Raw genomic sequence first — 21476 nt, forward strand, 5'->3', positions numbered from 1 at the left:
ATTTCGAAGTCGGCGTTTATCTCTGCGTTTTTGCGGCAGAGATAGGTGTAGAATTCGAAATAATTTGGTGAAGGTACTTATCCCGACTTATTTCCCATCTATCGGGGTTAGAATCCACATTAATTATCTCTCAAGTGCGTGAGGCTCATCCGGATTCACACCATATTTCACTATCGCCTCGCTTACCTTTGTATACGGTACTTTGTCCATATCCGCTAAGCTTTTCAGGGCTGCAATAACAACATGGTATTTATCAACCTTAAAGAAACGCCTCAGGGTTTCTCTGGAGTCGCTTCTACCATAGCCATCGGTTCCAAGTATGGTGAGAGGTCTATCAATAAAGCGACGCAGTTGCTCACAGTAGGCCTGAACATAATCGGTACTCATAATTACCGGGCCTTCATGGGAGGCAAGCTGCTCCTCAACATAACTTTTCTTTGGCGGCTGCTCCGGGTGCATACGGTTCCAATCTTCAATGAGAACACCTTCACGGTTCAACTGGTTTGCACCAAGGATAGACCAGACATCAGCCTCGACACCAAAGTCGTCACGCAACAAGTCAGCGGCCTCTATAACTTCTCTAAGGATTGCCCCGGAACCCATAAGCTGGACTTTAAGATCAGCATCACCACCTTTCTGGTAGAGATACATGCCGCGATTAATACCGTCTTCCACCCCTTCCGGCATCTCAGGTTGGGCATAATTCTCATTTAAGAGAGTGATATAGTAAAAAATATCCTCCCCTACTCCATACATCCGCTCAATTCCCTTATGGACAAGAACTGCAACCTCATAGCTAAAGGTTGGGTCGTAGGCCACACATGAAGGATAGACCGAGGCAAAGAGCAGGGCCTGACCATCCTGATGTTGCAGACCCTCTCCATTTAAGGTCGTTCGACCAGCAGTTGCCCCCATGAGAAAACCTCTGGCGCGACTGTCCCCCGCCCCCCAGAGCTGATCCCCGATTCTCTGGAAACCAAACATGGAATAAAAGGTGTAAAACGGAATCATCGGAACCCCATAATTGGTATGGGCCGTTGCAGCTGCAAGCCAGGATGAAATAGCCCCGGCCTCAGTAATCCCTTCTTCCAGAATCTGCCCCTTAGGATCCTCTTTGTACCAGGAAACAGTTTCAGAGTCCTGTGGTTCATAAAGCTGTCCGGTGGGAGCATAGATGCCAAGCTGACGAAACAGTCCTTCCATACCAAAGGTTCTGGCTTCATCTGGGATAATGGGTACAACCTGCTTACCGATTGCCTTATCCTTCACAAGGGTTCCCAGCATACGGACAAAGGCCATGGTTGTTGACAACTCGCGGCCCTTTGAAGAGGCAAGAAGTGCTTTGAATTTCTCAAGAGGCGGCACCTCTATGGGCACATGTTTTGTTTCCCTGTATGGAACAGGTCCACCCAGAGCCTCGCGCCTTTCCTTTATAAATTTTGCCTCAGCACTGTCTTCAGGTGGACGAATAAATGGTAAATCCGCCAACTGATCATCTTCTAATGGCACATGAAACTTATCCCTGAAGGTCTTCAGAGACTCAACATCCATCTTCTTGACATTATGGGCTACCATTACAGACTCTCCAGCCTGTCCCATTCCAAAACCCTTGATGGTTTTCACCAGAATGACAGTTGGCTTGCCCTTAAATTTACTCGCCTCTGCATAGGCGGCATAGACCTTTCTCGGATCATGGCCTCCCCGCGTGAGCTGCCATAGTTTTTGATCATCAATATCTTCGACCAGGGCCATGAGTCTTGGATCATCACCAAAGACCTTTTCTCGCAGATAGGCTGGCCCACGAGCTCGGATGGTCTGAAAATCTCCATCCACCATGGAGCCAAATTTCTTAACGAGTAAACCGTCAGTATCACGCTGCAGGATTTTGTCCCACTCACTTCCCCAAATAAGCTTTATAACATGCCAGCCCGCCCCGCGAAAACGGCCTTCAAGTTCCTGGATAATCTTACCATTACCTCGTACCGGTCCATCAAGGCGCTGGAGGTTACAGTTGACCACAAAGATGAGGTTATCAAGACTTTCCCGTGCGGCAAGAGATAGTGCACCCAACGACTCAGGCTCATCGGATTCTCCGTCACCCATAAACACCCAGACCTTTCTATCACCACACTCTTTCAGACCACGGCTGTCCATATATTTCATGAAACGTGCCTGGTAGATTGCAGCCATAGGCCCAAGACCCATGGACACGGTGGGGAACTGCCAGAAATCAGGCATAAGCCATGGATGCGGATAAGAGGACAATCCGTGCCCATCAACTTCCTGCCTAAAGTTGTTCAAGTGTTCTTCATCCAGCCTGCCTTCCACAAAGGCCCTTGCATAAATTCCTGGAGAAGAGTGACCCTGAAAATAGATCATATCTGCGCCAAAAAGCGCATCAGGACCTCTGAAAAACCAGTTATAACCAACTTCGTACATTGCCGAAACAGAGGTAAAGGTTGCAATATGTCCACCCAAGCCCTTACCGTCTTTATTGGCTTTGGCAACTGTCGCCATGGCATTCCAACGCACATAGGCTGCGACATTTCTTGCAAGAAGAGAGTCGCCTGGAATCTGCTCCTCATTTTCAGGCAAAATGGTATTGGAATATGGTGTAAGCACACCAGGCGAAGTCGAGACACCAAGCGAGCGGGCATAGTCGGTCAGGCTGCTCAGCAGATAATCCGCTTTTTCACCACCTTCATGCACCACAACACCTTCAAGAGAATCGAGCCAATCCTGAGTCTCCTGAGGATCCTGGTCACGAAAATAAAAACTCATAAAACACCTCTTTTATATAATCTGTCAAACACAGTACCTGACAACATAACAGCGCACTATCCGGAGTAAACGAAAAAGGAAGGTCCGGATAAGACGCAACACTCATTATTTCTTTTGACCAAATTTCTCGTAACTCACCCGCTCATAGAGAAGAGAGGAGTCGGGCTGGCCTTCTTTTTCTTCTTTGGGGTAACCAATCGCAACGATAGCCTCAACACGCATGTCGTCCATAAGATTTAAGACCTTCTTGACATATTCCTCTGAAGAAAGAATATCGTCATACTGTCGCTCACGAATCTGAACCCAGCAACTGCCAAGGCCGATATCCGCTGCAGCTAAATGTATATTAAGAGAGGCAATAGAACAGTCTTCAACCCAAACGTCGGAAACAGATGGATCCGCACAAACAACTATGGCCAGAGGCGCATTTTTAAGAAAAGTCGCGCCATGGGGTTTTGATCCTGACAATTCCTCGATCACCTTTTTATCTGTGACCACAACAAAGTGCCATGGATTGAGACTTCTTGACGAGGGGGATCGAAGCATAGCCTCAACGAGGATGTCTACATCACCCTGCTTGACCGGACGACTCTCAAATTGTCGTATGCTTCTTCTTTTTCTTAGGAGTTCAAGGAACATAATTCCACCTTTTTGATAGATATGGGATCAGTAAAAGTGTAACATCCAAATAACATAGGGAGAAATAGTATTCATTCTCTGTTAATTTAAAAGAAGTATAACAAGAAAAAAGACAAACTAACCCCGATAAACGGGATAAGTGCCTCGAAGCTCTCACTATGTTCACTATCTGGTGGCAAGATTAAACTTATGATTTCAAAAACAATTCCTGAGTTTCTCGGAGTCTACGCTACCTGTTTTTTATGACAGGCTTTCAGGAGTAAGGCACTCAATCTGTTCTTTAGCGGAACCAAGAAAAATACCATGGATCCACACACATTTATAACCTGTCTCATTGCTGTAACACTGCTCACCTTAACCCCCGGGGTAGATACCATGCTGGTGATACGCAACACCGGCAGGGGCGGATGGTTGGATGGTGCGACCACATCCCTTGGGATCTGCAGCGGGCTCTTTGTCCATGCAACACTTTCAGCACTCGGAATTTCAATTATCCTCTTGAAAACCGCCTGGGCATTTACCTTACTGAAATATCTGGGTGGAGCCTATCTTATCTGGCTCGGAATCTTCAGCTTAAAAAACGCGGCCGTCAAAAATAATACGGCCCCTCCTGCACGCTTTAATATGTGCCCCGGTTCGTTTCGTATAACACAAGCACTTCGTGAAGGATTTTTATCAAATGTATTAAACCCAAAAACTATACTGTTTTATATGGCCTTCCTGCCACAATTTATTGACCCGGCGGGCAATCATCTGCTTCAGTCCCTATTCGTCGCCTTTATCCATTTTTGTATCGGGATGATTTACCAGTGCAGCCTTGCAGCAATGGTGGGTAAGGCAAAACAGTATATACAGGGTGGTAAGATTGCGAGATCACTCAGTGCAATGACTGGAGCCGTTTTCATTTTTATTGGCCTGCGCCTCGCCACAAGTAAATAAAATAACATCACTCACAACAGGGTACATAATTATATTTTGAAAGAAACTAAACAAAGCATGACAAGAAAAGGTGTTATCGTCGCCCACTACGGTGTGGCTGTGGATGTTCAATTTGCAGACGGTAACAAAGAAATGGTCCGGGTAAAGCGTAATTCTGGTCATGTTGTTGGTGATAACGTCATCATCGAAGATGAAACACTCATTCGTCAGGAGCGTATATCTGAACTTGCACGAATGGACGCAAGGGGCGGTGTCCACATAGTCGGGGCCAACCTCGATGTACTCTGTATAGTTGTCACCTGCGAACCACTGCCTCCTCCAGGATTTATTGACAGGGCTATTGTCGCAGCGCGGGCATCAGGCCACACTCCAGTACTGGTGCTTAATAAATCTGACCTTGCCTGTTTTAACGACTACGAACAGTTCATTCGCCCTCTCTATAAAAATTCTGTGGATATTTTCTCAGTCAGTGCCGAAACCAGCGACAACCTTGAAGAGATAAAAACCTTTTTCAGTGAAGGTCATCGTGGAATATTTGTCGGCTCCACAGGGGTAGGTAAAAGTTCTATCTTAAACAAGATTCTTCCTGAAATTATGCTCGCAACCGGCGAGATCAGCGAGTCCAAGAAAAGAGGACGCCACACCACCACCGTCTCAACACTACATCTACTCGATGGTGGCGGAGAACTTGTGGACTCACCAGGATTTAATGATTTTGGCTTAGTTGACACCAGTGTTGCAGAACTTTCGCTCTTTTTCCCAGGTTTTGAAGCTGCAACTGAAGAACCTTGCAGATTCAGAGATTGTAAGCACCACAACGAACCGGGCTGCTCGGTAAGAGAAGCCCTTGCGGCGGGCAACATCAACCCGGACCGTTATAAGACCTACTTACAGATCCTGGAAGAAGTGGAAGTGATTGATCAGGAACCTAAATACAGAGAGAGAAGAAGTCGACGAAAGAAGAATTAGCCTCATGGTGTTTACTTATCTTGAGACATCTGTTTCACCTACTCTACTACTCAAACAATAGCCGCTCCAAGGACTTAACACCATGAAATCATTTATTCTATGCATCTCACTATCTCTATTTCTCACCACTGGCTGTGCAAGTAGCATTCAAAACCTGCAAAGAGAATCAGCAAGAAATATCGGAAATAACCTTACGCCTACTGAGATATCAGTAACAGAAGTTGATAGAAGTGCCATGAATGTACGTTGGAAAGCCACAGCGCCAGATGGAAGTATATATAATTGCAGTGCAGATGACATGGTTCGTCGAGTCAATTGTGTCAAGTAAAGTAGACGTTGTTAATTAAACAAAGTTACCAGACTTTTCAGTAACAACATTTTGTCACAGTGTACTCACAAACGCATTAGAAGTGTTTGCCTGACCAGCCACAATGCTATCAAATTAATTGATAGTACGCAGTGCCATCAACCAACAGACCCAAAAGAAGATTTAAGCATTAAAGATATATTCATATGAAAACAAATTGGCTCACGTCTTTTTTAGGATCGTACGATCTATCACCAGCTATGGTAGAGCTATTTTCCTACATTCTCACTGTGTTTGCTGTTACCCTCACATCAGCAATAGCAACTCTCATTGTTCGCAAAACTCTGTTAAAATTTGTCGTCAACTGGATTCAAACAAATAATTACAGATGGGATGATCCTCTAGCTGGAAACAAATTACTTTCCAAAATCAGCTGGATTGTACCTGTTACTATATGTTCGCTTGCAATAGATATGTTTCTTAACCCGGATGCGACAATCTACCTTCCCGCTAAGCGACTGATAACAGCAGGCTTTGTTATTGTTGCCGTCCTCAGCCTCACCGCCCTACTCTCTTCTGTTAACGATATCCACCGTATTATCAGAAAGAATAAGGGAGCCAGCCTCCGCGGTTACACTGATGCAGGAAAAATACTAACCTATCTACTCGGGGCAATATTTCTTATCTCCATTTTCACAGGAAAATCCCCATGGGGGATTCTTTCTGTCCTTGGTGGTTTAACTGCGGTCACCATGCTGGTTTTTAAAGACTCGATTCTAGGCTTTGTCGCTTCAATTCAGATTAATTCAACCAACATGGTCCGTCTGGGGGACTGGGTTGAGATACCTCAGTATGGTGCTGATGGTGATGTTATAGATATGTCCATCCACTCGATTCAGGTGCAGAACTGGGATAAAACTATTTCAACAATCCCCACATATGCCCTGGTCTCAAACTCTTTTAAAAATTGGCGAGGCATGTCCGAATCGGGCGGTAGACGAATAAAACGGGCAATAAATATAGATATACATTCAATCCGCTTCTGTGATGAACAGATGCTCACAAATTTATCCAAAACATCCTTACTCACAGATTACATAAACAGTAAACGAGAGGAAATTGAGGAATATAACCAGCATCATAGCCATAACCTCAGCAGCCGCCGACAGACCAATATTGGAGTTTTCCGTGCATATATTATCGCCTACCTCAAAAACAACTCCCACCTCAACCAAGAGATGACATTTCTGGTCAGGCAACTTGCTCCAAGCGAGAACGGACTTCCCCTTGAAATCTACGTGTTCTCAAAAGATCAATCCTGGAACAACTACGAAGCTATTCAAGCTGATATCTTCGACCATCTGCTGGCTGCAGCACCCGAATTTGGGCTGCGAATTTTTCAACACCCAAGTGGCTTTGATTTCCGCTCTATAATGAAGGCGGGTCCATCCGACTGTGCCTGATAACAGTAAGAAACGGATCCGATTTGCTATCATGCCAACATTAGAAATATTGATAAGTATATAATTTAGAAATAGAAAAAGAAGAAAACTGAAATTTGTTTCTTTGCATGAGTGTAAAAAAAACATTTAAGCACACCATGTTGGTTCATTTGAACGAATCAACATGGTGACAAAGAACCGACAACAACTAAATCCTACCGCAATTGCGTCTAAAGTTTGCAGCAGAACTGATCTCAATATAGGAAGCACCTTCCGCCACCCCGAAACTACCGGCAAGAACAACAATAAGGTCCGTGTCCTGAAACTTATTCTCACCAATCATACGGCAAATAGATGCCTTGAGTGGTTGATTCTCTGTGAGGTCAAGCTGTTGATATTCAGCGTGAACACCATAGGACAGAGACAACTGCCGTGTTACCCGCCTATCATACACCTGAGCATAGATAACGTTTGCGCCCCGATAAGCAGCTAGAGCTCGGATTGATTGACCGCTCACCGAATCCGCAACAATAGCCTTAGTTTCAAGACGATTTGCCGCCTTAACCGCCGCCTTGGCCAAATAAGCAGCAAGCTTATTACTACTGTATGGCACATCAATATTACCAGGATTTTTCTCCTCAACCTCCATTGCAATCTTGGACATCATACGAACTGCAAGGTCGGGGTATTTTCCGTTGGCAGTCTCTCCTGAAAGCATCAGAGCATCAGTGTGATCCAAACAGGCGTTAGCTACATCTGAGACCTCTGCCCTTGTGGGTCTCGGAGACTCAATCATGGAGTGAAGCATCTGTGTTGCAACAATGACCGGCTTTCGTCTCTCTATGCACTCACCAATAATACGTTTTTGGATCATAGGGATCTGCTCGGTGGGTATTTCCACCGCAAGGTCTCCCCTGGCAATCATGATACCGTAACAATGATCAAGAATTTCTGTGAGATTTTCAACCCCTTCTGAATTTTCAATCTTGGATATGATCTTCATTGGGGATTTCTTTTCATCTAAGATTTCCTGTACCGCCTTCAGATCTTCTTTATTTCTCACAAAGGAGTGAGCGATAAAATCAAGATCATTATCTGCTGCAAAAGCAATAAATCCTTTATCTTTTTCACTCAGTGCGGGCAGGGTGACGTGAACCGATGGAATATTGATGCTTTTCTTCTGATTTATAACACCATCGTTTTCCACACTGCAAATCAGGTATCCATCCTTCTTATCTTCAACACCAAGGGCAAGCAATCCATCATCTATGAGAATAGAACTCCCCACGGGAACGTCATTGACAAAACCTTCGTGGGAAACATAAACAATATCACCCGTAGATCTTTTCCCAGGTGCCCCTTTGATCCTGACAATGTCACCGGATTTCACTTTCAGTGGTTCGTCTGTGGGACAGGTTCTAATTTCAGGTCCTTTCGTATCGAGCAGGATTCCGATATTTTCAGAAACGGCCCGAGTGTTACGAATTACTTCCAAGGCATCTTCGTGCTCCATATGGGCTGTGTTAAGACGTACAACATTCATCCCTGCAGCATGAAGATCTTTAAGAAATGGAACAGAACAGTTTAAATTAGAGATAGTTGCTACTATTTTTGTTTTTCGGCGCATGAATATATTCCCTGAAGAGTTACGTAATCTCGTAACAAAACTACGAGTTGTTTTCTTTTTGTTTTTTCTTAGTGAGTGAAGGTAGCATTTCGGGACTTCTTGTCCAGTTTTTTTTTAAGACCTTAAGGCACAACATCTATTTCACAACAATTATTCGCCTTGCATCAAGAACTTACGATAACTACAATAGTATTGGGGTTAGTGTTCTATGAATATGATTCCTCAATTATTTCTTATAGCGCAGGCTATACGATTTCCCTCTCAAAGTAACAGGAGATTAATTATGAAATTGTTATTTTCATTTATCTTTTTCATTTCTATCTGCTCTACAAGCTATGCAGATAATACAGGTAATGGTGTTCCCTATTCGGTGGATGGTAAAACCTATGAAGGATATTACGCAGTTGCAAAAGCAGGTGCCCCCCTGGTCATTCTAATCCACGATTGGGATGGGCTTACCGGTTACGAAAAGATGAGAGCCAAAATGCTCGTTGAACTCGGTTATAATGTTTTTGCTGCAGATCTTTATGGAGCAGGAGTTCGCCCTGTTGAGATTAAGGATAAAAAGCAACAGACAGGAGCTCTTTATAAGGACCGGCCAAAGATGAGAAAACTGATCCAGGCCGCAGTAACTCAGGCTTCTGACCTTGGCCTTGATACCCAGAACGCAGTTATCGCCGGTTATTGTTTTGGAGGTGCTGCAGTTCTTGAATTCGCCAGGTCTGGTGCTGATCTTAAAGGTTTTGTAAGTTTTCATGGCGGTCTTGCGACACCTGAAGGGCAGGATTATGAGTCTGCCCAAGGCAAGTACCTTATCCTCCACGGGACTGCAGACGCCATGATTTCAATGAATGATTTTGCAGCTCTCGCGGTTGAGCTTGAAGAGGAAGATCTTAATCATGAGATGGTGAGCTATAGCGGCGCTCCCCATGCATTTACGGTATATGGCTCGAAAAACTATCATAAAGAGGCTGATTTAAAATCCTGGAGACAATTCACCCAGTGGCTTGATTCGACCTTACAAGGTAAATAAAACAGAGAGTCCTTCCTGAAGTAGAATCACACAATGAAGAAAGGGAGATGGTATGACACCATCTCCCCATTTTTAATTCAAAAAACTATTACAAAGATCAATCAGCTACACTTGCCTTTGGACTACTTGCATCATCCACAAGATACAGGATTGACCGGTAGGGAATACCGCCATGGAGCGACAGACCAATCTCACAGGTCTTACTCGTTGAATAACCCGCATCACAAGTACAGACATGGTCTTTTAAATCTTTTAATGCCGCCTCATTGAGTTCAGGGAAGTTAAAGCCCCGATCTCCTGCAAAACCACAGCAATACACATCCTCAGGCATGACAACATCCTTAGCACAGGCCTTGGCGAGCTGTTCAAGCTTATCTTCAAGCCCCATTTTTCTGGTTGAGCATGTCGGATGAACGGCTATCTTTACATCCTGTCGTGTGAAATCGAGCTTATCCATAAGGTACTTCAAGACAAACTCTATGGGTTCCAACAACTCCAAACGCTCATCACTGTTTGCTCGCATTCGATACAAACAGGGGCTGGTGTCACAAAGAACAGGTATCTCACCATTATTGGATGCTACCAGCAGTGCATCTGAGAGTTCTTTTGATTTAGCATCGGCCTGCTTGAGAAAACCTTTTGATTCAAATGCCTGTCCGCAACAGTACTTATCAACCTTTTCTGGATAAATAATTTCATACCCGGCCTTCTTCAAAAGGGAAGCCGTCTTTTGCGGCAGAGCATCCCGTTCGGTTTCTTCCCGTGCAGGACCACTCATGGAGCGACTGGCACAGCTTGGGAAATAGACAACCTTTCTTGGGTTTGCCTCGTTGATCGGCTCAGGTTTTATCTTAGGAACACCTGCTGGCATCTCTTTGTTCCAGAGAGGCAGATTATCAAGAGTTGCCTTTCTGGCAAGCCCTGATGCCGTGTCCATAAATGGGGTTCCCGTCATTTTATGGACAGAGTCAACAATATTGAGGGTCGTGCTGATAGTTGGTACCAGGGGAGCGAAACCACCTGCAACCCAGTCCGCCACCTTATTGGCCAGAGGACCATTCGCTTCTTCACGGAGGGCCTTGACCATCTTACCGGTGTCGATGCCAACAGGACAGCGGGTGGCACAGAGACTATCGGCTGCACAGGTATCTTTACCTGGGTACTCATAGGCCTTTGTTAAAGCCTTTACCTCCTTTGGATCACCACCGCTCTCCATGCGCCTGCTGATTTCTCGGCGACCAACAATACGCTGCCGAGGAGTGAAGGTAATATCTTTGGATGGACAGACCGGCTCACAGAAGCCACACTCAATACATTTGTCAACGATCTGGTGGGTTGCGGGTAGCGGTTTAAGATCCTTAATGTGAGCTTCCGCATCATCGTTTAAAATAACGCCGGGATTAAGCAAATTATCTGGATCAAAAAGAGCCTTGATTTCACGCATTAAATTAAACGCGGCCTCACCCCACTCTTTTTCAACAAATGGAGCCATGTTACGCCCGGTTCCATGCTCAGCTTTCAGCGAACCATCATATTTTTCGACAACGAGTTTAACTACCTCATCCATGAAATCGCGATAGCGGACAACCTCTGACTGGATTGAAAAATCCTGGGTGAAGACAAAATGCAGGTTTCCATCAAGGGCGTGACCAAAGATCAGCGCCTCATCATAGTTATATTTTTTAAAAAGATCCTGGAGATCAAGAGAGGCGTTGGCAAGGTGCTCCCCAGGAAAGGCCACATCTTCAATAATGACTGTGGTGCCGGTTTTACGAACTGCACCAACAGCTGGGAAAAGCCCCTTTCTGATCTTCCAAAGAGCATTGTATTCAGATGGAATATTTGTAAACTCTATGGGACGAACAGTCTCTAGAGCGCCAATAGCCTCTACAATCTGAGCAATCTGACTCTCAAGCACATCAACAGATTCCGCTCTTGTTTCCACAAGAAGGGCAGTAGCTGTATCTGATAAGTCTTTGAGATAGGACGGCATACCATCCTTTTCTTCCACCGATCTTAGCCCTGCACGGTCCATAAGCTCAGCGGCAGCAACCGGCTGATTCTGCAGGATAGGGATTGCCTCACAGGCAGTTTTCACATCAGGATAAATAATTAGGGCACTCGCCTTATGGCGATGCTCCACAACGGTGCGATAAACAACATCAGAAATAAAACCAAGCGTTCCCTCACTACCGATCATAAGATGGGTCATGATATCGTAAGGGTCTTCAAAGTCCACCAGGGCGTTGAGACTATAGCCGGTGGTGTTTTTGATTTTGAATTTATAGCGAATACGATCACTCAGCTCGTCATTTGCCAAAACCTTTTCACGAAGCTGTGCAAGACCATCCAAGATACCACCATGAACCCGCTCAAATTCTGCCCGACTCTTGTCTTCAGCTGTATCCACGGCTGTTCCATCAACCATGACAACCCGCATACTATCCAGGGTCTGGTAACTGTTCTGCTCTACGCCACAACACATTCCACTCGCATTATTAGCTAGGATTCCACCAATTTTAGCACTATCAATGGAGGCGGGATCAGGGCCAATCTTTTTGTCAAATTCAGCGAGAATAGCGTTGGCTTGACTACCAATAATGCCCGGCTCCAGTTGAATTTTTTCTGCCCCATCAAAAACTCTGAAATTCCTCCACCCTTCCCCAAGTCTAACCAGTATTGAGTCTGTAATGGATTGGCCCGAGAGGCTTGTCCCTGCGGCCCTGAATGTTACTGAGAGTTTTAACTTACTGGCCTCCCTGAGGATAAGCTGCACTTCCTTCTCATTTTTTACATTAATGACAATCTTAGGAATGAGACGATAAAAGCTGGCATCGGTGCCATAGGTTATGGTTCGAAGTCGATCTGTGATGATATCTTTTTTAGAAATGGTTCCTGCAATCTTCTTATAAAACTTTTCGTATCTCTCAGGCAACATGGCAGACCTCTAGTTAGGGTTAATTATCACTTGATAATTATACTCATTAGCGCAAAGGTTTCCAGCGATAAATTTCAGAAGCTCTGTAAACTCGGTTCAGTAAAGGGACCAGCCTTCGACAGGCTAGTGTAACATATATATCTTCTCAATATTGCGAAGTAAAATCAAATAGAGAAAAGTATTTCCATGAAAAACAGGCAAACAGAAACGACACTATTTCCTTAGAAATAGCTGCAAAATGGTCTAAATCACTATATAAAAGAGGAAAAGAGAAGGGAAAAATGGCTAAAAAAACCGCCACCTTTTTGTCAGAAAAGATAAAAAGGTGACAAAATTGAAAGTTCGAACGACCAGAAAGCTACTTTTGTTGGCAATCTGGACAGGTGGCAACGATAAACCTGGGATCAGCACCATTATTAATAATATCTTCGCTTGTATGCCATTCACCATCATAAGGACTGAAAACTGACTGACATGTATCGCACATCTCAACTCCGGTCTCAAGCATTTCAAGTTGATTAAGGGCTTCTTTAAGCTCAGAGACCGTTGCAGTAAGAGAAGACTGAGTGCGCACTAACCTTTCTGCGACCCTTACTCGTGCCTGCAGTTCATTATCATTAAAAGGCTTTGTCATATAGTCGTCAGCACCTGCATCAAATCCTCTGACAATATCCATATTACTGTCACGGCCTGTGAGAAGAATTATATACGGAGGGTTCTCAAGACCCATTTCTTTTACACGCCTGCAAACATCAATTCCATCAAGTTCAGGCATTTCCCAGTCAAGAATCGCAATATTGGGAGCATCGGCGTTTTGTAGTTTTGTCCAGGCATCCTGTCCATTCGTTACACTGGTAACACTATATCCCCAATTCTCAAGACTCACCTGAACCATCATTCGAGTGGTGAACTCATCTTCAGCTATAAGTATCTTCAAAATCTTTCCTCTGCATGTATATCTCTGCAACGGGGAGAAGTTGTTGTTCCATCTTCCAACCTCTGCTGCATAAGAGTATTAACTACTGTAAATTCTGGACTATGTTATATACCTGTCTTGACTTTTACCATCAGAATGTCAATACATCAAGAGGCAAACTTTAGAGAGCAAAAAGCCCTATTACCGCGACACAAGCAGTTCAACTGTGCCACAAAGCAACCATCTTATTATTTACACCTAACATGGAACAGAGCAAACACTTTGCACTAAAACAAAGATTTACGCCTGCAGTTGAAAAAGGTGAGCCACATGTGGCTGGCCACTGGTTTATTTTTCGCGGGGATCAATTACTTATAGATAATAAACCGACCCCTGCGCCTACCGGAACCCCCTATAGCCCGGACGATCATGGAATTACGCTTCAGTTCGCCCAGCTTTTTGGGTATTACGATGGGATACCCTGCTTTCTTGCAGCGGTTGACATAGACCAGACCATTCCGTCCATGCGCCCCGTGAACCTGCGTACACTTTTCGGAACAGTGGATGAAGACTACTTCAGCCTTTCAGGTCGGGCCCTTCAGATACTTCACCACACACGGGAGCATATATACTGTTCAAAATGCGCAACCCCCATGGAAGACCGAGCAGGTGAGCTTGCCAGAATATGTCCCCAATGCGGTTTTATCAGCTTTCCAAGAGTCTCTCCAGCTGTGATCATGTCAGTTGTGAAAGGTGACCATATCCTGCTCGGCCGCAGCCCCCACTTTACAAAAGGTATGTACAGCACCCTCGCGGGTTTCGTGGAGGCTGGAGAAACGCTTGAAGAGGCTGTATGCAGAGAGGTGCTCGAAGAAACGAGTATTAGTGCTGGAAAAGTAGAATATGTCACCAGCCAACCGTGGCCATTTCCCCACTCTGTGATGATTGGATTTTCTGCGCAATATATTGAGGGTGATATAGCGATAGACAAAACAGAACTTGAAGATGCCAACTGGTACCACTACAAAGACCTGCCTCAACTCCCATCAAAAATCACCATAGCCCGTCTGTTAATCGACAACTTTATAGAATCATGTGAAAAGCTATATGGAAAATAACAACTCCAGCTTCCCTAAAGCGCTAGCCGCTCCCTCAACTGATAACACTCTTATTACAACAACGTGCATCCAGGAATGTGTTGAGGCCTCTAGAAAGAGTCCAAGAAAACGAATCATCCTCCCCCTGCATAAGTCGGGTGACGCAAGCCTCCACAGGATGCTCAACGCCATTCAGCCGGGCAGCTATATCCAGCCCCATAGACACCTGTTCCCACCAAAGGCTGAATCAGTCATTGTTCTTCAAGGTGCAATGTATGTGTTTATTTTTAATTCAGATGGAAAAATTATAGAGATACACACGGTTCAGGCGGGTGGTATTAACCTTGGCATCGACTCAGAGCCCGGTGTATTCCACACCTTTGCAGCCATAAAGCCAGACACCGTACTCTTTGAAGTAAAGCCAGGACCATACAACCAGGCTGATGATAAAGACTTTGCGACCTGGGCACCTGCTGAGGGTGAGCATGGAGCTAAAGAGTATCTTCAGCATCTTTATGAGAAAGGAGACAACTGGGATAAGAAGTAAGCCACTTCATATGGCAGCTCCCACCACTCATATTATTCAGGAATAGGGGCAATACCTGGTGGTGTGATTAATACTTTTGCCCTATCCCCAATTGCGAATTCCTGATTTCCCGTGGCAGAAACCAAAAAGAGTTCCTGGTTATTCCACTTCACAGTATACTCGATGGCCGCGCCAATATAGGCTTTTGTCACAATAGTACAGGGCAAACCTGGAGCATTATCATCAACAGTTATAAGTGATAGAGCTTCAGGACGGATTGCAATTTCAATACTTTTGTCAATATATTCAGCAGGCATAGGTTTATCAGTTGTAACCTCAACATCATCAATGCGAAGGAGTGATTTTTCCCCTCCCGCGAGCACCTTGCCTTCAACGATATTGGCATCACCCATAAACGTTGCAACAAATTTGGAATGGGGTTGCAGGTAGAGTTCTTTTGGCGTGCCCTGCTGAGCAATTTCACCATCCCTCATGACAACCACTTCATCGGATACTGCTAAGGCTTCATCCTGATCATGGGTGACATATACTGAAGTAACGCCCAATTGCTGCTGCAGACGACGAATATCCTCTCGCATCTGACGGCGCAGTTTACTATCGAGATTACTCAGAGGTTCATCAAACAACATCACTTTTGGTTCAAGAATTAAGGCTCTCGCCACAGCAACACGCTGTTGCTGCCCGCCAGACATCTGATCAATATATCGTTCCTGGAAGTCATCAAGACCAACTGAGCCAAGAGCCTCAGCTACCCGTTGCCGCCGTGTTGCTTTATCGACGCCCTGCATCTTGAGCCCATACCCAACGTTTTGGCCAACAGTCATATGAGGAAATAAAGCGTAGGATTGAAAGACCATGGCAACATCACGCTGGCTGGCAGACAAAACGGATACATCATCATCACCTAAAATAACCTGCCCTGATGTCGGCAACTCAAGCCCCGCAATTAAACGTAAGATGGTTGTTTTTCCGCAACCTGAAGGACCGAGCAGGGTAGTAAGGGACCCAGCCTGTATATCCAGATCAATTCCATGAAGGACAGTGTTATCACCAAAGCTTTTGACAACATTGCGAAGTTGCACTCTGCTTGATTCTTGTTTTATCATATATATTTCCTAACGAGATCTAAGTCTCTTTAAGCTCTCTCTATCCTTGATCTACCAATAAACTTCTCAACCAAAAAAATAACGAGCAGCATGGTTACTATAAGAACTGAACCGTAGGACACAGCCTGTCCGTAGTCACCATCTTCCACTCGGCCCATTATATAGGTCGTCGCCACTTGCGTATCTGCGGTAACTAAAAAGATAATGGCGCTCACCGTTGTCATGGATTTCACAAAACTAAACACAATTGCAGAAATCATCGCAGGTCGGAGCAGAGGTAAGACAATAGTAAATATAGTACGTATCGAGCTTGCCCGTTGCGTCAGTGATGCCTCCTCCAGCGACTTGTCAATTTGCGAAAGTGCTGAGATACCTGATCGAATTCCAACGGGCATATTTTTAAAAATAAAGGAGATAACAATAATAATAGCGGTACCATTGATGAGTATCGGCGCTGTATTAAATGCAAGGACATAACTAATACCAATGACCGTACCGGGAATGGCAAAACTGATCATAGCACTGAAATCAACCACACCTCTGCCGATAAAGCGTTTCCGGGTTGTCACATAGGCGACCATTAAACCCATGAGCGCTGTCAGAGGTGCACCAATTGCTGCAAACTTCAGAGTAGTAATGTAGGAAGGCCAACCGCCGTAACCGATTCCTCTACTCCAAAGCTCTTCATAGTGGGCAAGAGTAGGTGTGTAATCGGCACCCCAGTTCACCACAAAACCGCCAAGTAAAATACTGCCGTATAACACAGCAGTGAAAATCATCCAGGTGAGTGAAACAGAGGTGGCTATCCTGCTTACCCATGGTGGCAAAGGCTGAAAGTACCCCCCGGATCCTTTCCCTGTCACTGTGACATAGGATTTTTTCCCTATCCACTGGCGTTGAATTATAAAGGCCAATAATGAAAATGCCAGAAGCAGGATTCCCAGAGTTGATGCTCGTGCATAATCAAGCTGAGCGCCTACAATACTGAAGTATATTTCAGTGGCAAGCACGTCATAATCACCTCCCAGGACCATAGGATTACCAAAATCAGCCAGAGATGAAATGACAGCAAGGAGAAAAGCGTTGGCGATACCAGGACGCAGGAGTGGAAGTGTCACATAATAAAATGTCTGGGAGGTTGAGGCCCTCATGGTAACAGAGGCCTCCTCAACTGCGGGGTTAATGGTGGAGACCATGCCAACCAGCAACATAAAACAGATTGGAGTAAAGGATAATGTTTGAGCTAAAAAGACCCCCCAGAACCCATAAATATAGGCAGAGCGTTGAAACCAGCCCTCGTTTCCCGTACCAATAAAGAGGCCATCGTTACCAAAAAGAGCGAGGAGGCCATCATTGATGGTTCCATTGCGTCCAAAAATAAGAATGAGGGAGAGGCCTATGACAAATGGAGGTGTGACGATGGGTAGCATGGAAAATATCCGAGCTAACCCTTTAAAACGTTTGGTGATTCGTACTGTAAATAACGAAAAGCATAAACCCAGAAATGTAGATGACATACCGACAGCTACCGCCAGCATCAACGAGTTCTGTAAGGTTCGGGCCACTCCAAAAGAAGTGATATTCTTATAGAACGCCATTGGGGTGAAGGTGCCATCTTCTAAAAAAACAACCTTTGAAAAAATGGTGGAGATGGGAAAGAGCACAAACACTGCAATGGATGCCATGATTAAAACAATGGCAGTTGTCATGAAAGGATCGCCCTGGATGTAGCCCATACGCGCCAAAGCGAGAGAAAATATAAAGAGAAAGAAAGTCAGCTGAAAAGCTGCTCCATACCCCAGCGACTCATTGAAATAGGCTGCTACAAACAGAGTGAGAACAAAGCATGTAATTGAAACTAGAGCATCTATAAAATTCGACCTGCTATGTGACTTCCAGGGACGGAGCAGAAAAAGAAGAGTGATCCCCAGTGGAATAAATGAAGTATTGATACTTTTCCAGGCAAAGGCGTCGATAATTTCTGAGCGTGTAGATTCAAAAAGTCCATACTCCAGCCCCTTCCATGGGAGGATGATCCACGCCAGGAGTCCCAGTAAAACCCACTTATTCCGTGGTTCCATGGAGGAAAAAAAACTGGAAATAGATGTCGTATTCATACGATTAAGGGGGCCAGAATGATCACAAATTTTTTCTTTATTTGCGAGAGGATCAGTACAAGCGGCTCCTGATGTTCACACTTTTACATACATGTGTTCTGCAGAAAGCCGCTATGGGCGGTGAAAATGTGTACAACTAACGTTCTAGAGGTTTGATTTGCTCAACCCAACGGCTGATAAGTGCTTTACGTTTTTCTTCGCTACCATAGGTAACAAAATCGTAATCAATCAACTTCACATCTTCAGGTCGTATTGCTTCTGCAGGAATTGCCGCCTCAACATTGGTAGGAACCTGGAAGGACTGTACAGTTGCCGCAACTTCCATACCCTCTTTAGACAGAGCCCAATCGACAAACTTCTTCGCATTTTCCATGTTACGAGCATTTTTTATAATACTCAGGCCACCAATTTCATAACCAGTTCCTTCGCAGGGAGCAACGAGTTCAAGCGGAAATCCCTTTCCTTTTTCCTTACCATGATCATGTAAGAAGCCGATACCGACCATAGTTTCACCACGGGCAGCATTTTTACCGGGGGCTGAACCCGACTTAGTGTATTGGCCAACATTTTGATGTAATTTTGTCAGGTACTCAAATGCCTTATCTTCTCCCCATAATTGTGTGAATGTTGCCAGTGCTGTGTAGGCTGTACCTGAACTTTGAGGGCTTGCTACCTGTATTTTGCCTTTGAACTCGGGCTTGATGAGATCATTCCAACATTTAGGCATTTCCATTTTGGCATCTTTTAACAGATCAGTATTGACGCTAAAACCTAGAATACCGATATACACACCAGTGGAATGATTTTGTTTTGAAGCAGCCGGATTACGGTACGGTTCTGCAATTTTATCGAGAGCTGGTGATTTGTAAGATTCTAACAATCCATTCACACCCGCCTGGCTATGCGGATCTAAGGTGCCACCATACCAGACATCACCACGAGGATTCTCTTTCTCCGCCAGTATTTTTGCGTATGTACTACCCGATCCATTCCGGGTCATGGAGACTTTTACGTCGAATTTTTTACCAAATTTTTCGCTCGCTTTCTGACACCAATCACCCTGGGCACTGCAGTAAATCGTTAATCGACCTTCTGCTTGCACACTTTGAGTTACTCCAGCTATCATCAGGGCAGCCAACGGTAAGGATAAAAAAAGATTTTTCATACAGGACTCCTACTGTAGTTAGTTGGGTACCTCTATAACATCAGCAAGGTACCTTGTTTAAGGGGATGGCCAATACTGTATTGTATCCGATACCTACAAAACAAAGCACTATTAAAAGTCAGGTGTAAAATAAAAAGCAGTACGCAGAACACCCACCTGATTAAAAAAGTCCAAGGAAACCAACCTACCTCACCCGGGATAAGCCTAACAACACCAGCCTTCACAGGATGCTTAGCGCTATGCAACCGGAAGAATATATCCAGCCCCACCAACATATCAGTTCCCACCTAAGGAGGAGTCGCTCATCGTTCCTCAGGGGCCAAATTATGTGTTTATTTGTAATGGGAATAGGGAGATTCTTGATATCCTTACAGTTCAAGCAGGTGGCATTAGCCATGGAATCGATTCAGAACCAAGTGCCTTTCTCAAAAAAGGCAGTCTAGCAACGCAATTAAACACAACATAAACAGCTATTTACGCATCAATTCTTTACATTTACATTCGTAAATCATAGTAAATTTTTCACTTAACAGGCGACAATATTGATGATACGCTTAAAAAAAAGACAGCTTTGAATCACCGAGGTAATCTTTTTCTATACTCAATTTAACCCGCACATGGGCAAGCTCAGATGGACAATAATATTTTTTTAAACCTTAGAAAATTTCTTGTCCCTGAGATCGTCTATGGGGCTGGTTCGATTGAACTCGCTGGTCGACATGCTGTGAATTTTGGGGCTTCAAAAGCTCTTGTTGTTACCGATTCTGGCGTAGAGGCAAGCGGCTGGACTGAAAAGGTTGAGCACAGTCTGGTCGACATTGGTATTGAGCATGTTACGTTCTCTGAGGTTTCTCCTAATCCAAGAGATTATGAAGTCATGTCCGGCGCTGATGTATTTTTGCAGAGCAACTGCGATCTGATCGTTGCAGTGGGCGGCGGTAGTCCTATGGATTGCGCAAAAGGAATAGGTGTCGTCGCGACAAATGGTGGGTACATTACGGATTATGAAGGAGTGGATGAAATATCTGTTCCGGTGCCGCCTCTCATTTTTATTCCAACCACCGCAGGAAGTTCCGCCGATGTTTCGCAATTTGCGATCATCTCCGATACCAAAAGAAAAGGAAAAATTGCCATTATCAGTAAAATGGTCATCCCTGACATTGCTCTTGTGGACCCACTGACAACGGTGTCCATGCCTCCTGATCTTACTGCAGCAACTGGTATGGATACACTATGTCATGCCTTTGAAGCATATGTTTCGACTGCTTCGTCCCCACTCACCGACATGGCTGCAATATCTGCAGTACGACTGGTTTCTGATAACTTATTAGGTGCATATAGGGAACCTGAGAATACTCGTTACCGTGAAAATATGATGATGGCAAGTCTGATGGCTGGCCTTGCATTCTCTAACGCAAGTCTAGGTATTGTCCATGCAATGGCTCACAGTTTGGGAGGAGCACTGGATCTTCCCCATGGAGAATGTAATGCCATTCTTCTGGAAAAAGCTGTCTTATACAATTACATGTCAGCAGCAGATAAATACAATGAACTTGCAGAAGCAATGGGTCTGGAACTTCACGATACTAGAAAAGATGGAAATGCAAATGCGGTGGCCGATTGTATTACATCTCTTCGAGATAAACTGAATATAGATGAGCGATTGTCCAGTATGGGAGTTGTGCCTGAAACATTTTCACGTCTTGCCGAATTTGCATTTAACGACCCCTGCTTAGCAACAAACCCACGTGAATCTACTCAGGAAGACATTGAAGAGCTTTTTCGACAAATCTATAAATGATTTATTTCTGTCAATTGTCTCTTTACCAAGACCTGAATGTAAATACAGAAAA

16 protein-coding genes are annotated in these 21476 nt (G+C 44.6%); 8 read left to right on the forward strand and 8 right to left on the reverse strand.

Annotation, left to right across the window (positions count from 1 at the left end; translation table 11 throughout):
* Window positions 1–123: 123 nt before the first annotated feature.
* Both aceE and ACX6CI_RS14915 read right to left on the reverse strand, forming a co-directional pair.
* Complete coding sequence (gene aceE, locus ACX6CI_RS14910) at window positions 124–2781, reverse strand: pyruvate dehydrogenase (acetyl-transferring), homodimeric type (RefSeq protein ID WP_458774437.1); 2658 nt, start codon at window positions 2779–2781, stop codon at window positions 124–126.
* A gap of 105 nt (window positions 2782–2886) precedes the next feature.
* Window positions 2887–3420, reverse strand: coding sequence for a nitroreductase family protein (locus ACX6CI_RS14915; RefSeq protein WP_458774438.1), 534 nt, complete (start codon window positions 3418–3420; stop codon window positions 2887–2889).
* A gap of 303 nt (window positions 3421–3723) precedes the next feature.
* Between ACX6CI_RS14915 and ACX6CI_RS14920 the strand changes: the two genes are divergently transcribed.
* The 4 genes from ACX6CI_RS14920 to ACX6CI_RS14935 all read left to right on the forward strand — a co-directional run bounded on the left by ACX6CI_RS14920 (window position 3724) and on the right by ACX6CI_RS14935 (window position 7098).
* Window positions 3724–4359, forward strand: a complete 636-nt coding sequence (locus ACX6CI_RS14920) for a LysE family translocator (protein ID WP_458774439.1) — start codon at window positions 3724–3726, stop codon at window positions 4357–4359.
* A gap of 57 nt (window positions 4360–4416) precedes the next feature.
* Window positions 4417–5328 carry a ribosome small subunit-dependent GTPase A gene (gene rsgA / locus ACX6CI_RS14925; RefSeq protein ID WP_458774440.1) on the forward strand — a complete coding sequence of 304 codons (912 nt, stop codon included), beginning with the start codon at window positions 4417–4419 and terminating at the stop codon, window positions 5326–5328.
* Between the two features lie 82 nt (window positions 5329–5410).
* Complete coding sequence (locus ACX6CI_RS14930) at window positions 5411–5656, forward strand: hypothetical protein (RefSeq protein WP_458774441.1); 246 nt, start codon at window positions 5411–5413, stop codon at window positions 5654–5656.
* A 185-nt stretch (window positions 5657–5841) separates the two neighbouring features.
* Window positions 5842–7098 carry a mechanosensitive ion channel family protein gene (locus ACX6CI_RS14935; RefSeq protein ID WP_458774442.1) on the forward strand — a complete coding sequence of 419 codons (1257 nt, stop codon included), beginning with the start codon at window positions 5842–5844 and terminating at the stop codon, window positions 7096–7098.
* A 187-nt stretch (window positions 7099–7285) separates the two neighbouring features.
* On the opposite strand, the gene pyk is transcribed toward ACX6CI_RS14935, so the two are convergent.
* Window positions 7286–8704, reverse strand: coding sequence for a pyruvate kinase (gene pyk, locus ACX6CI_RS14940; RefSeq protein WP_458774443.1), 1419 nt, complete (start codon window positions 8702–8704; stop codon window positions 7286–7288).
* A gap of 283 nt (window positions 8705–8987) precedes the next feature.
* On the opposite strand from pyk, the gene ACX6CI_RS14945 reads away from it, so the two are divergent.
* Window positions 8988–9737, forward strand: coding sequence for a dienelactone hydrolase family protein (locus ACX6CI_RS14945; RefSeq protein ID WP_458774444.1), 750 nt, complete (start codon window positions 8988–8990; stop codon window positions 9735–9737).
* Window positions 9738–9834: 97 nt separating this feature from the next.
* On the opposite strand, the gene ACX6CI_RS14950 is transcribed toward ACX6CI_RS14945, so the two are convergent.
* Both ACX6CI_RS14950 and ACX6CI_RS14955 read right to left on the reverse strand, forming a co-directional pair.
* Complete coding sequence (locus ACX6CI_RS14950) at window positions 9835–12675, reverse strand: FAD-binding and (Fe-S)-binding domain-containing protein (protein ID WP_458774445.1); 2841 nt, start codon at window positions 12673–12675, stop codon at window positions 9835–9837.
* Window positions 12676–13033: 358 nt separating this feature from the next.
* A complete protein-coding gene (locus tag ACX6CI_RS14955) occupies window positions 13034–13612 on the reverse strand; it encodes a response regulator transcription factor (protein WP_458774446.1) in 579 nt (192 codons plus the stop codon).
* A 242-nt stretch (window positions 13613–13854) separates the two neighbouring features.
* Here ACX6CI_RS14955 and nudC point away from each other — a divergent pair, with 242 nt between their 5' ends.
* Window positions 13855–14709 (forward strand): NAD(+) diphosphatase, encoded by an 855-nt coding sequence (gene nudC, locus ACX6CI_RS14960; RefSeq protein WP_458774447.1) that lies wholly within the window; start codon window positions 13855–13857, stop codon window positions 14707–14709.
* Window positions 14699–15235, forward strand: a complete 537-nt coding sequence (locus tag ACX6CI_RS14965; RefSeq protein WP_458774448.1) for a WbuC family cupin fold metalloprotein — start codon at window positions 14699–14701, stop codon at window positions 15233–15235. Before nudC ends, ACX6CI_RS14965 begins: the two co-directional genes overlap by 11 nt.
* A 32-nt stretch (window positions 15236–15267) precedes the next feature.
* On the opposite strand, the gene ACX6CI_RS14970 is transcribed toward ACX6CI_RS14965, so the two are convergent.
* The 3 genes from ACX6CI_RS14970 to ACX6CI_RS14980 form a co-directional block, all read right to left on the reverse strand.
* Window positions 15268–16341, reverse strand: a complete 1074-nt coding sequence (locus ACX6CI_RS14970; RefSeq protein ID WP_458774449.1) for an ABC transporter ATP-binding protein — start codon at window positions 16339–16341, stop codon at window positions 15268–15270.
* Between the two features lie 29 nt (window positions 16342–16370).
* Window positions 16371–18458 (reverse strand): ABC transporter permease, encoded by a 2088-nt coding sequence (locus ACX6CI_RS14975; RefSeq protein ID WP_458774450.1) that lies wholly within the window; start codon window positions 18456–18458, stop codon window positions 16371–16373.
* 136 nt (window positions 18459–18594) lie between these two features.
* The gene (locus ACX6CI_RS14980; protein ID WP_458774451.1) at window positions 18595–19623 is read right to left on the reverse strand and encodes an ABC transporter substrate-binding protein; all 1029 of its coding nucleotides are present in this window, start codon (window positions 19621–19623) and stop codon (window positions 18595–18597) included.
* Window positions 19624–20254: 631 nt separating this feature from the next.
* On the opposite strand from ACX6CI_RS14980, the gene ercA reads away from it, so the two are divergent.
* Entirely contained in the window at window positions 20255–21424 is a 1170-nt protein-coding gene (gene ercA / locus ACX6CI_RS14985) for an alcohol dehydrogenase-like regulatory protein ErcA (protein ID WP_458774452.1), read from the forward strand.
* Window positions 21425–21476 lie beyond the last annotated feature (52 nt).

The organism is Desulforhopalus glucosivorans, assembly GCF_054397165.1.

Bases quoted from the DNA above. Each gene is read 5' to 3' on its own strand.
- rsgA (WP_458774440.1), top strand. From the start codon at position 4,417: ATGACAAGAAAAGGTGTTATCGTCGCCCACTACGGTGTGGCTGTGGAT.
- pyk (WP_458774443.1), bottom strand. From the start codon at position 8,704: ATGCGCCGAAAAACAAAAATAGTAGCAACTATCTCTAATTTAAACTGT.
- aceE (WP_458774437.1), bottom strand. From the start codon at position 2,781: ATGAGTTTTTATTTTCGTGACCAGGATCCTCAGGAGACTCAGGATTGG.
- ACX6CI_RS14975 (WP_458774450.1), bottom strand. From the start codon at position 18,458: ATGAATACGACATCTATTTCCAGTTTTTTTTCCTCCATGGAACCACGG.
- ACX6CI_RS14970 (WP_458774449.1), bottom strand. From the start codon at position 16,341: ATGATAAAACAAGAATCAAGCAGAGTGCAACTTCGCAATGTTGTCAAA.
- ACX6CI_RS14920 (WP_458774439.1), top strand. From the start codon at position 3,724: ATGGATCCACACACATTTATAACCTGTCTCATTGCTGTAACACTGCTC.
- ACX6CI_RS14915 (WP_458774438.1), bottom strand. From the start codon at position 3,420: ATGTTCCTTGAACTCCTAAGAAAAAGAAGAAGCATACGACAATTTGAG.
- ercA (WP_458774452.1), top strand. From the start codon at position 20,255: ATGGACAATAATATTTTTTTAAACCTTAGAAAATTTCTTGTCCCTGAG.
- ACX6CI_RS14980 (WP_458774451.1), bottom strand. From the start codon at position 19,623: ATGAAAAATCTTTTTTTATCCTTACCGTTGGCTGCCCTGATGATAGCT.
- ACX6CI_RS14930 (WP_458774441.1), top strand. From the start codon at position 5,411: ATGAAATCATTTATTCTATGCATCTCACTATCTCTATTTCTCACCACT.
- ACX6CI_RS14950 (WP_458774445.1), bottom strand. From the start codon at position 12,675: ATGTTGCCTGAGAGATACGAAAAGTTTTATAAGAAGATTGCAGGAACC.
- ACX6CI_RS14965 (WP_458774448.1), top strand. From the start codon at position 14,699: ATGGAAAATAACAACTCCAGCTTCCCTAAAGCGCTAGCCGCTCCCTCA.
- ACX6CI_RS14945 (WP_458774444.1), top strand. From the start codon at position 8,988: ATGAAATTGTTATTTTCATTTATCTTTTTCATTTCTATCTGCTCTACA.
- ACX6CI_RS14935 (WP_458774442.1), top strand. From the start codon at position 5,842: ATGAAAACAAATTGGCTCACGTCTTTTTTAGGATCGTACGATCTATCA.
- nudC (WP_458774447.1), top strand. From the start codon at position 13,855: ATGGAACAGAGCAAACACTTTGCACTAAAACAAAGATTTACGCCTGCA.